The following is a 14,556-nucleotide window of genomic DNA, read 5'->3' on the forward strand; positions in this document are numbered from 1 at the left end:
TGATCGAAACGACTATAGAACGGTGGGATGGCAAGCTCCAGTCGCTGCGGGGACCTTGCTTGCGCCCGGGTCCATTACTGCACGCTGGCTCACATATTCAGCAAGTCGCGAACGGCGTCCTCTCTCCCTCCACCTGCCGCCCATCCCACCTGTGCCATCATCCGCCCAGGACCGCAGCACCCATCAAGGCTGAACAGGCATGGAGCAGGCAACACGCTACACCGCAACGCTGTACCTGGCCGCCCCCGGCACCCCGCTGAAAAGTGGAGGCCTCTCGCCGCGCGGCCACATGTACCTGCAGGTGGCGGCAGGTGACGAGGCCCACAGCTACGGCTTCGCACCGCCGCGCCACGCGCCGGGCGAAGCCCCCACGGGTGCGCAATACGCGCAGGTGCGGCACGACGATGCCGACGAGCATCTGGACCCGTACTACAGCCGCACTCTGGAAATCACCGAGGAGCATTACGGCTGCCTGCGTGACTTCGCCGAGGAACCGGCCGAGTTCGAATTCGATGTGGATCGCCCGGCCACCATCAACCGCTGCAGCGATTTCGTCTGGGCGGCGCTGCATTACGCTGGCCTGCATCCGCTGCCGGCGCCGCTGGACGGCGGCAGCAACCTGGGCGAGTTCGCGGTGCTGTTCAACCTGCCGGAAATCCAGTGCATTGCGGCGCCGTTCCCGGGTAGTGATCTGAATGCCGAAACCCATAACGCGATGCCCGAGCGCGAGGCCGAGCATCATCGCCAGGGCGACCGTGCCAGCGATGAGCCGCCGCCGACGCCGATTGAAGTGGCCGGCACGCTGCTGGACCCCTCGCATCCCGACCATCGCCTGTTCTCGCAGCTGATCCAGAAAGTGGCCGAGCTGGACGCCGCGCATGGCCGCCCGTTCGATGCGGCCAGCCAGCGCATCAGCGCCAGCCTGCTGGTGCTGGCCAAGCAGAACAATCTTTCGCGGGTGGACCACGTGCTGCTCAGCCAGCCGACGAAGAGCAGCCATGCGGCAGAGAGCATCTTCATCGTGCAGGGCGATCGTAATGACCCGGGGCACCGCCGCGCCAGCATCGCCACCGAAGTGGCGGCCAAGACCGATGTGGCCGATTCGCTGCGGTTGAAGGAGCAGTAACCCGCGCGCCTGCCATACGTGTGCAGGCGCACGCCACGCCCCCCACCTGCTACCATTCCCCCGCAACCCCAGCCAGCCCACCCCGCGCAGACAGATGCGGGGCGGGCCGTCGCAGTACGGCCCAGCGAGCCAGGACACCTTCCCGTGCCCATTCAAGGACGCTCGCATGTTCCGTAATCCTCTCTTCCGCTCGGCCGCGCTGGCCGTTGCCGTTTCGCTCAGCCTCGGCGTGCCCTCCGCATTCGCCGACAACGCACCCGCTGCCAGTTCTACCGCCGCCGTGCAGCGCCAGGCCGTGGCCAAGGGCCTGTACGAGCTGGCCTACAGCCCGAAGCAGAACGCCGTGTTCGTGGCCTCCTCCGGCGGTTTCGGCGATGACGCCGGCCCGGCCCTGGTGCTGCGCCTGAACCCGTCCACGCTGGCCGTGGAAACCCGCATCCCGCTGGAGCGCAAGGCGTTCGGCGTGGTGCTGGACGACGCCCACAACCGCCTGTACGTGGGCAACACCGTGGACCTGTCGGTGACCGTGGTCGACACCGCGCAGAACAAGGCCGTGGGCACCATCCAGTTGATGGAGAAGAAGACCGGCAAGGACGGCAAGGCCGCCTACACCCACGACCTGCGCGAGCTGGTGGTCGACAGCGCCGCCAACCGCCTGTACGTGACCGGCCACAGCAGCCAGCCGGACGTGAGCAGCGTGCTGTTCGTGATCGATACCACCACGCTGAAGGTGATCAACACCATCGACGGCCTGGGCAATGCCAAGGCGCCGGGCCTGGCGCTGGATGCGGCCAACAAGCGCGTCTACACCAGCAACCTGCTGGCCGACCTGGTGGTGGTGGGCACCGATTCGAACAAGGTGGTGGCGCAGCACAGGATCGCCGCCGAGCAGCCGATGAACATCGCGCTGGACCCGGCCGGCAAGCGCCTGTTCGTGACCGACCAGGGCTCGGAATTCCTGCGTGGCTACCAGGCCAAGAGCAGCGGCCTGGTCAGCAAGCATCCGGGTCAGCGCGTGCTGGTGCTGGACCGCAGTACCGGCAAGGAACTGGCCAGCATCCCGACCGATGCCGGCCCGCTGGGCATCCTGCTGGATGCACCGCGCAAGCGCCTGTACGTGACCAACCGCGAAGCCGGTACGGTGACCGCGTACAACAGTGACAGCTACCAGAAGGTGGCGACCTACAAGGTGCCGACCCACCCGAACAGCTTGGCGCTGGATGCGAATAACAACGTGTTGTTCGTGAGCATCAAGAACGGCGAGAAGGATGACAAGGGCGCTGACGAGAGCGTGGCACGGATTCAGCTGTAATGAGGTGACGCCGGGGCACGCCCGGCGGCGAGCCGCGTGAAGAAGGCAGGGTGAAGACCCTGCCTTTTTCATTGGCCGGTTGCGGCGCCAGCAGCCGGCGGCTAGGGTTGAACCTCATGGCAGGGAGCCAAAGGATCTGAATCATGCTGGGTATCCACCGCTGGCTGCGCGCCGGCCTGGTCTTCACGCTGGCGGGCGCACTCGGCGCCTGCAGCAGCCGCGTACCGGATGCGCCGGAGCCACTGGATCTGGTCAAGCCAATCATCGTTGCCGAGCCTGGCCAGGCGGTGCGGTTCGAGTTCGAGACGAATGCCCGCAACTTCAAGCCGGGTCGCACGTACGCGCTGGAGCTGGAGTTGCAGCGCCAAGGGACACGAAGGCCGGACGAGCCTGACGTGGGCACATCAAGGGTCCCGTTCGAGGTGACCCTGCAGCAATGGGGCACTGATGCCTGGAAGGATGTTCCCACCTACGACAGCTATCAGGCCGGGGTGCTCAATGCAGGTGAACAGCTTCCGGAATGGCATGCATCCAGCGAATGGCGGTATACGTCGCCGCACATGGGCAGTGACGGCCAATACACGCTGAGCCTGGTTGCTCTGCCACTGGAGCTTGATACCCGCTATCGCGTACAGGTTCGCACTGCGCAGGCCTCGCCGGAACTGCAGCATTACTCGGCTCAGTTGCGGGTACACGCAGCCCGGCCGCCAGGCAAGTAATCACTTACCACTGGAAGGAACGAAAGAATCACCTTATGGACAAGCCGCGCTATACCGTAGAGATCGTTATTGCTGCACCTGGCACACCGCTGATCGACCCCAGGACGCACAAGCCGGCCGTCGACGCTGAGGGTGTTCCGCAGACGTCCGCCCCAGGACATATGTTCTACGTCCTGCATGCACCCGGCGTGCCTGCGAAGAGCTATGGATTTGCTCCCAAGGAGCACGGAAGCATGAATGGTCCTGGCGCCATCATGGAGGATGACGCAACGGTCTATAGAGACCCGCGCTACACCCGTACCCTCGAGATCAGCGAAGATCAGTACAGGAAGCTCCAGCAGTTCGGCTCGGACCCGGAGAAATTTGGTTTCAGCAAGCACTATCAGGATGTTCGCCACAACTGCGTGGACTTCACTTGGGAAGCGCTGAATCACGCGGGCATCCAGCGGAAAGGCAGCATCGACGTGAACGCGTTGGGTGGTCCCGCCGGCCAGCTTCTTCCGGATGTTCGCATTCCTCTTGACATCAAGGGGGCAGGCAAGGATGCATTCCGACCGCTGCGCAACATCCACGGTGTGGATAGCATTGATCCGCCGTTTCCGGACAGCGAGCTCAACCAGAGGAAAACCAATCCCCTGCCGGAGCGCAGTCTCAAGCAACACATGCTGAGTGATGCCGAGGGCATGGGCGAACGAAGCGGTGATCTTCTGGCCCGGCACAGCAACGACCCGCTGCTCTCGCAGATCCACCAGGGCGTGGCCCGGCTCGATGCAGAGCGGGGCCGTGCCTTCGATGCCACCAGCGAGAACATCAGTGCCAGCCTGTACGCGCTGGCCAAGGCCAATGGCCTGACCCAGGTCGACCACGTGCTGTTGAGCGATCGCACCGCGCAGGCCGATGTGGCGCAGAGCATCTTCATCGTCCAGGGGGAGCGCAACGACCCGGCACAGTTGCGGGCCAGCATGCCAACGGCGGTGGCCGCGCAGACACCGGCAGAAATCTCCTTCGAGCGCGCTGAGCAGCTGTCGCAGTCTGGGCAGGCGCGTACGCAGGATGAGCTGCAGCAGCGCCAGGTGCAGGAGCAGTCCGGGCCGCGCATGGCCTAGGGCGGCAAGCGTACGGCGAGCCGACGTTCTCGCGGTGGGCCGCTGGTAACGCTGGAGGCGGCTCAGCCCAGGCGGTGTGCTGGGTTCTGCTGTTGTTCCTGCTCACGGGCCTGCTGTTCGGGCAGCTGCCCCATGGCCGGCTGCTGCGGGGCAATGCCGAGCTTCTGCATCGACTGCTCCACCGGCGTCTGCGCGGCCACTGCGGTCGGCATCATCGCCCGCAGGTGCGCCGGATTGGCCGGGTCGCCCTGTACTACGAAGATGTTGTGTCCCGCCGGCTGGTTGGCCGTGGCGTTGCTGACCAGCACGTGGTCGACCTGCTGCAGGCCCTGCTCGCGGGCCAGCACGGTCAGGCTGGCGGTCAGACGCTCGCTGGTCTGGTCGAACGCACGGCCGTGCTGGGCATCCAGTGCGGCCACGCCCTGGCGGATCTGCTGGTTGAGGCCATAGTCGGGGTGGTTAGGGGTGATCTCTGCCATGGCGATCGAACGGTAGCGGTGGGTCGTGGGGGAACCCTCCAAGTATAGATCCGGCCCGTGAAGTGCGCCCGAGGGGTCAGTCCGCCGGCCGATGGTCGTAGCTGATCACCCGCTCGGCCAGCCAGCGCCCGTCCACGCGGCGCCAGACCTGGATGAAGCGGGCCTGGCCGGTCCAGTGCTCGACACCCTTAGCATCACGCTCATGGAAGCGGTGGTCGCCGATCTCCAGGGCGCGGTCATCGTGCAGCGGAAACACCTGCAGCGAGCTTTCCACCAGCTCGCGGCGCAGATGGGTGCGGTTGGCGCGGGTGCTCTCGCACAGGGCGGCCACGCTGCGGCGGAAGTCGTCGCGCTTGCTGGCGGACTTGCCCGCCTTGTCATGGAAGAACTCCATGTCTTCAGTGGTCATGGCCGCGGCCTTGTCGGCATCGCAGTCGTCGAACGCGGCGGCGAACAGCTGCGCGTCGGCCTGGTGGATCTGCTCGCGCAGGTCATCGGAGGGCGCGGGTGCGGCGGCGAGGCCGGCGGCCAGCAGGGGCAGGGTGAGCAGCAGCATGGCGAGGCTCCAGGGCGGGATTCATGCAGGCTCGCACGGTGCTCCGAGGGCCGCAGCCGCGCTGCGACGAAACGGGATTTCCAGGGCGTGAATGCCCGCATCTATGGATTGGCCGGGGGGCGCCCCTTGTGCAGGCGGTGTCATGGCGACCGGCGATTCCATCACGGTCGCAATAGGGGCCGGCCCATAGCCTGAAAGCCTACCCTTCCACAGGAGCTCCCATGCCTGCTTCCCGCGTCCGCCTGCACGTTGAAGACACCGGTGGCGACGGCCGCCCGGTCATTCTGATTCACGGTTGGCCGCTATCCGCCGACGCATGGAAGACGCAGGTGTCGATCCTGCGCGACGCCCAGCACCGGGTGATCAGCTACGACCGGCGTGGCTTCGGCCGCTCCGACAAGCCGGCAGAAGGTTACGACTACGACACGCTGGCGGGGGACCTGGCCGGGGTGATCGAGGAGCGTGACCTGCGCGACGTCACCCTGGTCGGCTTCTCGATGGGCGGTGGCGAGGTGGCGCGTTACGTGGCCAGCCATGGCCAGGATCGTCTGCACAGCGTGGTGTTCGCTGCGGCGGTGCCGCCGTTCCTGCTACGCAGCGACGACAACCCGGAAGGCCCGCTGACCCAGGACAAGGCTGACGAAATGCGCAGCGGTCTGGAGAAAGATCGCGAGGCGTTCTTCGATGGCTTCACCCGCGATTTCTTCAGCGCCAATGGCCAGCTGATGGTGACCGAAGAGACGCGTCAGGCGGCCATCGCGCTGTGCCATCAATCCGACCAGACGGCGGCGCTCGGCTGCATGAAGGCGTTTGCCACCACGGACTTCCGCGATGACCTGAAGAAGATCACGGTGCCCACCTTGATTCTGCACGGCGACAGCGACGCCATCGTGCCGTTCGAAGGTTCCGGGCAGCGAACGCATCAGGCGATTGCGGGCAGCGAGGTGGTGATCCTGGAAGGTGCGCCGCATGGCTGCAACACGAGCCACGCCGATCACTTCAATCTGGCGCTGCTGAACTTCCTGAAGCGGTAAGCTGCGGCCATGCGCCAGACCAAGACACCCCCGTGGAAGAAGCCCAACCCGAAGGGCCAGACCTCGCAGCCGCTGTCACCTGCACAGAAAGAGGCGGCGCGGCAGCGTGCCGAAGAGAATGGGCGACGTTATCCGAATCTGGTGGACAACATGTGGGCCGCGAAGCTGCCGCGCGGATCGTGATCTGTAGAGTTGAGCCATGCTCGACTCCGCTCTGCATCCATCCACGCATGGCGTGGATCTACTGCAAAAGCAGCCGAGCGTGGGCTCGGCTCTACAGGTTGGCCAGCGGCTTCCAGCCGGGTTCCAGCCAGGGCGCGATCTTGTTCTGGCGGACGGTGATGGCCTCAACCGGCAGCCCCGCCAAGCGCGCAAGCTCTGCACGCAGCACATTGGTATCCACCGGCAAGGCCGCAGCCACCTGCAGCCGATCACCCTGATGCCTCACCTGTACCGGTAGCGTGGCGTGCGCGTCATGCTCGCCGCCGGTGCGCCCGATCGGGTAGCGCATCGCTACCGGCCGCGACAGCTGCGCCAGTGCGGGCTGCCACGCCTGCAGCACGAGAGGCTGCCCGGCAGCGGGAACCTGTACTTCTGCAATCGTGGCCGGGTAGCCAGTGAGACTCTCGACCATCACCTGGAAGCGCGCGCCATCCGGCATGACCAGCACGGCAGCGATCAATGCGGAGAGCGAAACGAACACCGCCGCGAGGTTCCAGCTGCGCGGCGCGGTGGCCGGGCGAGTCGCAGTGCGCAGGCCCGGTCTGCGCCGCAGTTTGCGTGCGTAGATGCGCCGGTCCTTCCGGCGCGGGCTGGTGCTGTGCTCGGGCAGGTTCAAGGGAACCCGTGGAAGGCGCGCTACGCGGGCCTTGATCAGGCGCGACAGCAGCATCCACGCGATCACGAATGCCAGCAGCGGAAGCAGCGTTCTCACCCACAGATACAGCGTGACCATCCACAACACCTCTACGTACGACCATCCATGCTCATCCACATCCTACCGGGACCACGCGACGGTTGTCGTATCCGCCAGCCGACAAGCACAGGGCGCTTGGTTAGGATGGTCCTTTGTTGTCACGGATGAACCGATGGTCTCTGCCGCTACCCGCTTCTGTCGTATCTGTGGTCCTGGCCCGATCCTGCTGGCACTGCAGGTGGTGGCGCTGCTGGCGGTAGCGCTTGCAGCCGGCTTCTTCCACTACCGCGTGGGACTGCTGCTGGAGCCGGTGGATGACGCATGCGGTGGGCCTGACCCGGTCGCGCGCATGCAGGTGGCCGAACAGCTGCTGGCGCGGTCCACTGCGCTTGCACCATGGCAACCGTTGCAGTGGATTCCGATGGCAGGCGTGGCACTGGCGCTGCTGGGCGCGATGTCGATCAGCGTCTACCGCCTGGGCCGCTTGTCGGAACGCCTGCGACGCGCCAATTGGGGGTTGATGGCCCTGCACGCCGCGATCCTGGCGCTGGCCCTCAGGGCATTGCACCTGTACGACATGGCGTGGACCAGCGTAGCCAAGCTGTCCCCGGCGGCATGCCTGGTGGAACTGGGCGAGCAGGGCCGGCTGCCGCTGGCACAGGCGCAACAGGTGGTGTTCGGCATCCTCACCCGCGAGCACGCGCCGCTGCTGCGCAATCCCGATGACCTTGCCCTGGTGCTGGTCGCGTTGATACTGGTGGCAATGGCTGCAGGATTCATGCTGTGGCGGGCGATCGTGCGCGAACGTCAGGTGCAGTCGCCCAGCCCATAACGGATGTGTGACCAACCACGCGCCCGCAATCGCGCTACAGTCTGCGCTTCGCTCCTGCAAGGAAGTGCTGATGCGTTGGTTGCTGCGTGCTGTGCCGTTGCTACTGTGTTCGTTGGCGGTACACGCCGCTGAAGTGGATCGTCGGATCGCGGTGACCATCGACGACCTGCCCTGGGCGCGGGTGGACGAGATCGTTCCGCCGGATCTTCAGTCGCGGCACGAAGCGCTGATGGCGCAGCTGCATCAGGCAGACGTGCCGGTGGTCGGCTTCGTCAACGGGAACAAGCTTGAGATCGACGGGCAGGTGCAGCCGGCGCGGGTGCAGATGCTGCGCGACTGGCTGGACGCCGGTTATGCGCTGGGCAACCACACCTACTCGCACATGGACCTGAACGCCAAGGGTGTGCCTGCGTTCCAGCAGGATTTCCTGCGTGGCGAGACGGTGCTGCGGCCGTTGCTGGCCGAGCGCGGACTGAAGCTGCAGTGGATGCGTCACCCCTATCTGCGTGCCGGGCGCACGCCGGACGAACGCGCGGAGATGGACGCGTTCTTCAAGCAGCATGGCTACCGCGTGGCGCCGGTGACGGTCGACAACGGCGAGTGGGTGTGGGCGTTCGCCTATGCCAACGTGATGAACGAGCAGCCAGATTCCCCGGCGCGCGAGGCCACGCTCGCGCAGCTGCGCAAGGGCTATGTGCCGTACATGCTGAACAAGCTGGACTACTACGAGAAGCAGTCGCAGGCACTACTGGACTACGCGCTGCCACAGGTCTGGCTGATGCACGCCAACGAACTCAATGCGGCCACGTTCGCCGAACTGGTGGCGGCGACGAAGCGCCGCGGTTATCGCTTCATCTCACTGGATGAGGCGATGCGTGACCCGGCCTATGCACGTGGTGCCGAAGGCTACAGCGGCCGCTACGGCCCGAGCTGGCTGCACCGCTGGGCGATGGCGGAGAAGAAACCGAAGGAGTTCTACGCCGGTGAACCCGAGGTGCCGACGTGGGTGATGAAGCTGGCCAAGGTGGATTCGGAGTGAGGCTCAGCGCTTGACGGCCAGCACGCCGTCAAGCGCCAGCTCGGCCTTGAAGCCGGCCTTTTCCAGGCGCTTGGCCACTTCACGCGGCACGTCGCGGCCGCTGGTCAGCTTGTTCGGGGCGCCGGTGTAGTGGAACAGGCGCCCGCCCTTGCGGATGACGCGGGCGAGGTGGTCGTAGAACACCTGCGAGTACAGTTCGCCGGCGATGCCAAAGCGCGGCGGGTCGTGCAGGATCGCGTCGACACTGTTGCTGGCCACCTGTTCGATCTGCTGCGAGACATCGCCGTGGCTGAACTGCAGGCGGCCACCTGCGGCAGCCGAGTCTGGATCCGGCGACCACGGGTTGAGCGTGCGCAGCCACATCACGTCGGCATTCTTCTCGAATGAGCGGATCTGGCCGACACCGGCCTCCAGCGCGCAGGCGGCGAAGTAGCCCAGGCCGCCACAGGTATCGAGGATGACCTTGCCGGCCGGGGCGACCAGCTCGACCTTGCGGCGCGCGTCCTCGAACGGTGACAGCTTGGAGGTCGGCAGCATCTTGATGCCGTCGATCTCGAAGGTCGGTGCGCCCCATTCGGTCGGCACCAGCTTGATCAGCGAACCGCTGTAGCGCGAGATTGGCGCGAAGTCCTCGCCGTCCCAGTAGTACAGCGTGCGGTCCTTCAGCTTGCCCGGCCACGGGTAGGGCTGGCCACGGAAGTGGAAGCCGTCGGCATCCAGCGCCACGCTGTCCTCGCTGCGGCCGAGGTCGAGCGAACCCTGCCAGTCGGCAGCGCGCTTGTCATGGGCACGGCGCAGGGTATTGGCGCTGTCGCGGGTCAGCAGGGGGCCGGTGTAGTGGGGCACGGCGGGTACCGGGGCGGTTCGGGGGAGGGCATGGTACCGCAGCTGTTGTAGCGCCGAGTCCACCCTCGGCGCTACCGCTGGCGGGTGCAGCTGAAGCCGTGCGTGGCTCCTTCTCCTGAGATCGTACCGATGCCACGCGATGGCTGCATGCCCTGCAGCGCGCACGACCGACGGTGGACCTCCTGGGTTTCCGGTGGCTGCCGATCGAAGTCGTAGCGCAGGCTGCCGTCTTCCTGCAGCAGCCAGTGAACGGTAACGCGCTCGTGGCGACCATCACCGAGATCCCAGTCCAGGGTGCGCATGATCAGGGTCTGGCCATCGGGCAGCTGCCGGACTTCGTCATAGGCACCCTGCGTCTTCGGCGCGCTTACCGCAAGCAGCAGAAACAGCAGCATTGGCATCGCTCCTCAAAGAAGACAGGATGTACCCATATTGCCCTGAGCCGCCATGAGAATCATTGCGTCTTACGGGCACTTCACTGCATACACCGGCCCAGCACCGATCAGCATCAACGCCATGTAGTCACTATCACTGGCCTTGCCCTTCAGCGTCGCGTCCTTGTTGAAGTGGAAGATGCCGAAGCCACCGGCCATGCGGATCAACGCGCTGTCGATCTGCTCGGCGTCATCGCGGAAGTAGCGGCTGATCTCGCTGCGGGTGGCCTTGTGCAGGGCATTCGGCTCGCGCTGCCACTGGTCGCCGCGGCTGAAGGAGACGAAGTACTGGCCGCCTTCCTTGTCGATGCGGAAGTCGGCCGGTTTGCGCGCGCCGGTGGCGAAGCAGCCCTGCAACGGGTCGGCGCTGAAAGGAAGCCCGGCGTCGCCACCGCATGCAGTGAGCAGCAGGAGGGCACCGGGCAGCAGCAGGCGGAGCGTGCGCATGGGATGTCCCTACGGGGCAGGTGCGGCTAGTGTAGGCAGCACACGGGCGTGGCCCGTACAGATATTCGGCAAGGACACAGGGGTTTTCGGATGGCGCAGGGCAAGGCACCGTGGTGCGGCGTGGCCAGTTGGCTGGGGATCGTGGTGGGCTGGGGTGCGGGCAGCCTGGCGGCGCAGGCGGCGGTGGCCGCAGGCGGCAATGGCATGGCTGCGGGATTGGGCGTGGGTGTGCTGGGCGCGGCGCTGGTGGGCTGCGGTCTGGCGGTGGCCTCGCGCGTGCGCGGTGAGCGTTGGCCGTGGATCGGCATCGGTGGTGCGGTGCTGAGTGCGCTGCCGCTGCTGATGTACCTGCTGCGGATGATGCTGAAGCTCTGACTGTAGAGCCGAGCCCGTGCTCGGCTGATGGCCTGCGACAGCCGAGCATGGCTCGGCTCTACAAGTGCGACGGCAGCCGGACAGAATCAGCTGCGGTGGATCTCCACCGTCACATGCACCAGCTCTTCATGGATTGCCAGTGCGTTGCGCACGGTATCGGCATCCAGACGGGCGTCGCTGGTAACCACGCTGGCGCTGACCGCGTACTTGCCGCGACCGACCTGCCAGACATGCAGGTCGGCCAGGCGTGCCGGCCACGGGCCCTGTTCGATCACTTCGCGCACTTCGGCCACCACTGGTGCATCCATCTGCGCGTCGAGCAGGATGCGGCCACTGTCGCGCAGCAGGCTCACGGCCCACACCGTCACCAGTACAGCGCCGACCAGGCCCATCACCGGATCCAGCCAGGTCAGGCCCAGCAGCTTGCCGCCGAGCAGGGCGACGATGGCCAGCACCGAGGTGGCGGCGTCGGCCAGCACGTGCACGTAGGCCGAGCGCAGGTTGAGGTCGTGACCGTGCGCACGGCCGTGATCGTGGTGTTCGTGGTCATGCGCGTGATGATGGCCATGCTCATGCCCGTGGTAGTGATGCGCGTGGCCCGGGCTGTCGTGCAGCCACCATGCGCAGAGCAGGTTCACGCCCAGGCCCACTGCAGCGATGGCGATGGCTTCGTTGTAGTGGATCGGCGCCGGTACCCACAGCCGCTCCAGAGACTGCACGGCCATCAGCGCGGCGACGCCGAGCAGGGCGATGGCGCTGGTGTAACCGGCCAGGATCTCGATCTTCCAGGTGCCAAAGGCGAAGCGCGGATCGTGCGCGTAGCGGCGCGCGCAGCGGTACGCGAACACCGAGAGGCCCAGCGCCAGCGCGTGCGAACTCATGTGCCAGCCGTCGGCGAGCACGGCCATGGAGTTGAACCACCAGCCTCCGACGATCTCCACCAGCATCATGCCGACGGTGACCCACAGGGCGCGGCGGGTATTGCGTTCGGCCAGCGGGTTGCCGTCGTCGAAGCGGTGTTCGTGGCGACGGGCGGCGGCGAGGGCGTCCAGGTGCATGGGGGGACCAAGGGGGGTGGAGTGGATACCCCCATAGGGTATATGATCCGGTCATGGCCCATGTACACAGGAATCGAAAGCAGCTGCTGACCCGGGTGCGCCGCATCGCAGGTCAGGTGGCGGCGTTGGAGCAGGCGCTGGACACGCCCGAGGGGGAAGCGGGTGACTGTGCGGACGTGCTGGTGCAGGTCGCCGCCGTGCGCGGTGCAGCCCACAGCCTGTTGATGGAGCTGCTGCACGAGCACCTGCAGGAACACGTGGTGGGTGCCGACGACCCGCAGCAGCGGGCGGACGAGGCCGCGGTGCTGGTCGAGCTGCTGCGCCGCTACGGCAAATAGGCCGAGCGGGGGTAGAGTCGACTGTTAGTCGACTGCTCTTCGCCCAGGCGGCATGAGATCCCGCGCTTCGCGCGAGAGCCGACTAACAGTCGACTCTACCCTGCGTGCCGGTGCCGCGCGTTCCAGATATGCGTGGCGGCCAGCAGCAGGCTGCCGGTGACCGTCATCGGCGTTTCCCATTCATGCGAGGGCAGGGCCAGCGCGCCGGCCAGCAACAGCCCCAGACCGGCACCGGCGGTGGCCCAGGCCAGTGCGGGCAGCGGGTGACGGCGCTCGGCCCGCCACAGCGCGTAGCCGGTCAGCGGCAGGGCGATGGCCACGAACAGCAGATGGACCCATTCCGCTTCGGCCCAGGTGCCGAACAGCGGCAGCGCGGCGGCAAGCAGGGGCAGCGCCAGGCAGTGCAGCAGGCACAGGCTGGACAGGGCGACCGCGCCGGCATCGAGCAGGGCGGCAGAAGGCGACTTCATCGGGGGAGGTTCCTTGCGCAGCAATTGTTATACAGTAACATTTCCGTTCCGCAGCCAACCCGCTCCGACATGAACACTGTTTCCCGCGCCGACCGTCGCCTTCCGGTCACCGTGCTGTCCGGCTTCCTGGGGGCCGGCAAGACCACCCTGCTCAACCAGATCCTGCGCAACCGCGAGGGCCTGCGTGTAGCGGTCATCGTCAACGACATGAGCGAGGTCAACATCGATGCGCAGCTGGTGCGCGAAGGTGGGGCCGAACTGCGCCGCACCGAAGAGACGCTGGTGGAGTTCAGCAACGGCTGCATCTGCTGCACGCTGCGCGATGACCTGCTGCAGGAAGTACGCCGCCTGGCCGATGCAGGTCGCTATGACTACCTGCTGATCGAATCGACCGGGATCGGCGAGCCGATGCCGGTGGCGGCCACCTTCGCGGTGCGCGACGAGCACGGCTTCAGCCTGAGCGATATCGCGCGCCTGGACACGATGGTGACGGTGGTGGATGGCAGCGCCTTCCTTGCCGACTTCGGCTCGACGTCGCGACTGGCCGAGCGCGGCCAGCAGGCCGGCCCGGAGGATGACCGCGGGGTGGTTGACCTGCTGTGCGAGCAGGTCGAGTTCGCCGACGTGATCGTGGTCAGCAAGGTGGACCAGGTGGACGACGAGGTACTGCAGGACACGCTGGCCGTGCTGCGCGGGTTGAACCGCGACGCCAGGCTGCTGCTGTCCAGCTTCGGCGATGTGCCACTGGCCGAACTGCTGGATACCGGTCGCTTCGACATGGAGCGTGCGCAACGTGCACCCGGCTGGGTGAAGGAACTGCGTGGTGAGCACACACCCGAAACCGAGGAGTACGGCATTGGCAGTTTCGTCTACCGCTCGCGGCGGCCGTTCCATCCCGGGCGCTTCGCGCGCGCGCTGCAGTCGGGCATGCCCGGCGTGATCCGCAGCAAGGGCTGGTTCTGGCTGGCCAACCGCATGGACTGGGTGGGCGAGCTGAACACCGTTGGCGCGGCGACGCGCACGCAGGCGGCAGGCTTCTGGTATGCCGCGCGCGATCGCGTGTGTGCCGGCCTGGAAGATACCGCGCCGTTGTTGCCGCCGACACCGCTGCCTTACAGCGACCTGGGATGGGCGCGGCAGCAGGCCGATTGCTGGAGCGCACCGTTGCCGGGGCCTGAGGAATTCCCGGATTCGGCCGCGCACACGGCGATGCAGCGGCTGTGGCACCCGTTGTGGGGGGATCGGCGCCAGGAGCTGGTGGTGATCGGTGTGCACATGGACGAGCGTGCGGTGCGTGCAGAGCTGGATGCCTGCCTGCTCAACGACCAGGAGCTGCGTGCGGGGCCATTGCTGTGGCAGCAGCTGCCGCAGGCGTTCCCGGTGTGGAAGCGCTGATCGAACGGCTCCTGTAGAGCCACGCCATGCGTGGATGGCGGTTCAATCGGCCGTTACCCGCCTTGTAGAGCCGA

The 14,556-nt window shown here is 66.4% G+C and carries 19 protein-coding genes; 11 read left to right on the forward strand and 8 right to left on the reverse strand.

The window, feature by feature from the left end; all coding sequences use genetic code 11:
• Positions 1–199 precede the first annotated feature (199 nt).
• The 4 genes from AC13FN_RS16955 to AC13FN_RS16970 all read left to right on the forward strand — a co-directional run bounded on the left by AC13FN_RS16955 (position 200) and on the right by AC13FN_RS16970 (position 4,263).
• Positions 200–1,126 carry an XVIPCD domain-containing protein gene (locus tag AC13FN_RS16955; RefSeq protein WP_482985051.1) on the forward strand — a complete coding sequence of 309 codons (927 nt, stop codon included), beginning with the start codon at positions 200–202 and terminating at the stop codon, positions 1,124–1,126.
• Positions 1,127–1,292: 166 nt separating this feature from the next.
• On the forward strand, positions 1,293–2,438 hold the full coding sequence (locus AC13FN_RS16960; RefSeq protein ID WP_482985052.1) for a YncE family protein: 1,146 nt from the start codon (positions 1,293–1,295) through the stop codon (positions 2,436–2,438).
• Between the two features lie 143 nt (positions 2,439–2,581).
• Positions 2,582–3,157: a hypothetical protein gene (locus AC13FN_RS16965; protein WP_010484173.1), complete on the forward strand. Its 576-nt coding sequence runs from the start codon at positions 2,582–2,584 to the stop codon at positions 3,155–3,157.
• Between the two features lie 35 nt (positions 3,158–3,192).
• Entirely contained in the window at positions 3,193–4,263 is a 1,071-nt protein-coding gene (locus AC13FN_RS16970) for an XVIPCD domain-containing protein (RefSeq protein WP_482985053.1), read from the forward strand.
• Positions 4,264–4,325: 62 nt separating this feature from the next.
• On the opposite strand, the gene AC13FN_RS16975 is transcribed toward AC13FN_RS16970, so the two are convergent.
• Entirely contained in the window at positions 4,326–4,742 is a 417-nt protein-coding gene (locus AC13FN_RS16975) for an XVIPCD domain-containing protein (RefSeq protein ID WP_482985074.1), read from the reverse strand.
• 76 nt (positions 4,743–4,818) lie between these two features.
• Positions 4,819–5,298, reverse strand: a complete 480-nt coding sequence (locus tag AC13FN_RS16980) for a DUF4440 domain-containing protein (protein WP_049480254.1) — start codon at positions 5,296–5,298, stop codon at positions 4,819–4,821.
• 221 nt (positions 5,299–5,519) lie between these two features.
• On the opposite strand from AC13FN_RS16980, the gene AC13FN_RS16985 reads away from it, so the two are divergent.
• Together AC13FN_RS16985 and AC13FN_RS16990 are read left to right on the forward strand one after the other, a co-directional pair.
• Positions 5,520–6,332: an alpha/beta fold hydrolase gene (locus tag AC13FN_RS16985; RefSeq protein WP_312392559.1), complete on the forward strand. Its 813-nt coding sequence runs from the start codon at positions 5,520–5,522 to the stop codon at positions 6,330–6,332.
• 9 nt (positions 6,333–6,341) lie between these two features.
• Positions 6,342–6,515, forward strand: coding sequence for a hypothetical protein (locus AC13FN_RS16990; protein WP_005412082.1), 174 nt, complete (start codon positions 6,342–6,344; stop codon positions 6,513–6,515).
• 91 nt (positions 6,516–6,606) lie between these two features.
• Here the strand turns inward: AC13FN_RS16990 and AC13FN_RS16995 are convergent, their stop codons facing one another.
• On the reverse strand, positions 6,607–7,287 hold the full coding sequence (locus AC13FN_RS16995) for a hypothetical protein (protein ID WP_482985054.1): 681 nt from the start codon (positions 7,285–7,287) through the stop codon (positions 6,607–6,609).
• Positions 7,288–7,420: 133 nt separating this feature from the next.
• On the opposite strand from AC13FN_RS16995, the gene AC13FN_RS17000 reads away from it, so the two are divergent.
• Complete coding sequence (locus AC13FN_RS17000) at positions 7,421–8,080, forward strand: hypothetical protein (RefSeq protein WP_482985055.1); 660 nt, start codon at positions 7,421–7,423, stop codon at positions 8,078–8,080.
• Positions 8,081–8,150: 70 nt separating this feature from the next.
• Complete coding sequence (locus AC13FN_RS17005; protein ID WP_482985056.1) at positions 8,151–9,119, forward strand: polysaccharide deacetylase family protein; 969 nt, start codon at positions 8,151–8,153, stop codon at positions 9,117–9,119.
• Between the two features lie 3 nt (positions 9,120–9,122).
• Here the strand turns inward: AC13FN_RS17005 and AC13FN_RS17010 are convergent, their stop codons facing one another.
• From AC13FN_RS17010 to AC13FN_RS17020, 3 genes are all read right to left on the reverse strand, one after another.
• Positions 9,123–9,965, reverse strand: a complete 843-nt coding sequence (locus AC13FN_RS17010) for a class I SAM-dependent methyltransferase (protein WP_482985057.1) — start codon at positions 9,963–9,965, stop codon at positions 9,123–9,125.
• Positions 9,966–10,036: 71 nt separating this feature from the next.
• Complete coding sequence (locus tag AC13FN_RS17015; protein WP_235651294.1) at positions 10,037–10,360, reverse strand: hypothetical protein; 324 nt, start codon at positions 10,358–10,360, stop codon at positions 10,037–10,039.
• Positions 10,361–10,429: 69 nt separating this feature from the next.
• The gene (locus tag AC13FN_RS17020; RefSeq protein WP_482985058.1) at positions 10,430–10,846 is read right to left on the reverse strand and encodes a hypothetical protein; all 417 of its coding nucleotides are present in this window, start codon (positions 10,844–10,846) and stop codon (positions 10,430–10,432) included.
• Positions 10,847–10,936: 90 nt separating this feature from the next.
• On the opposite strand from AC13FN_RS17020, the gene AC13FN_RS17025 reads away from it, so the two are divergent.
• Positions 10,937–11,221 carry a hypothetical protein gene (locus AC13FN_RS17025; protein ID WP_272774308.1) on the forward strand — a complete coding sequence of 95 codons (285 nt, stop codon included), beginning with the start codon at positions 10,937–10,939 and terminating at the stop codon, positions 11,219–11,221.
• Positions 11,222–11,307: 86 nt separating this feature from the next.
• On the opposite strand, the gene dmeF is transcribed toward AC13FN_RS17025, so the two are convergent.
• On the reverse strand, positions 11,308–12,279 hold the full coding sequence (dmeF, locus tag AC13FN_RS17030; protein WP_482985059.1) for a CDF family Co(II)/Ni(II) efflux transporter DmeF: 972 nt from the start codon (positions 12,277–12,279) through the stop codon (positions 11,308–11,310).
• A gap of 53 nt (positions 12,280–12,332) precedes the next feature.
• On the opposite strand from dmeF, the gene AC13FN_RS17035 reads away from it, so the two are divergent.
• Positions 12,333–12,617: a metal-sensing transcriptional repressor gene (locus AC13FN_RS17035; protein ID WP_049449310.1), complete on the forward strand. Its 285-nt coding sequence runs from the start codon at positions 12,333–12,335 to the stop codon at positions 12,615–12,617.
• Positions 12,618–12,712: 95 nt separating this feature from the next.
• Here the strand turns inward: AC13FN_RS17035 and AC13FN_RS17040 are convergent, their stop codons facing one another.
• Positions 12,713–13,087 (reverse strand): MerC domain-containing protein, encoded by a 375-nt coding sequence (locus tag AC13FN_RS17040; protein ID WP_482985060.1) that lies wholly within the window; start codon positions 13,085–13,087, stop codon positions 12,713–12,715.
• Between the two features lie 69 nt (positions 13,088–13,156).
• Between AC13FN_RS17040 and AC13FN_RS17045 the strand changes: the two genes are divergently transcribed.
• The gene (locus tag AC13FN_RS17045; RefSeq protein WP_482985061.1) at positions 13,157–14,482 is read left to right on the forward strand and encodes a GTP-binding protein; all 1,326 of its coding nucleotides are present in this window, start codon (positions 13,157–13,159) and stop codon (positions 14,480–14,482) included.
• The last annotated feature ends 74 nt before the right edge of the window (positions 14,483–14,556 follow it).

The sequence above is a fragment of the Stenotrophomonas sp. 115C5 genome (genome assembly GCF_056861055.1).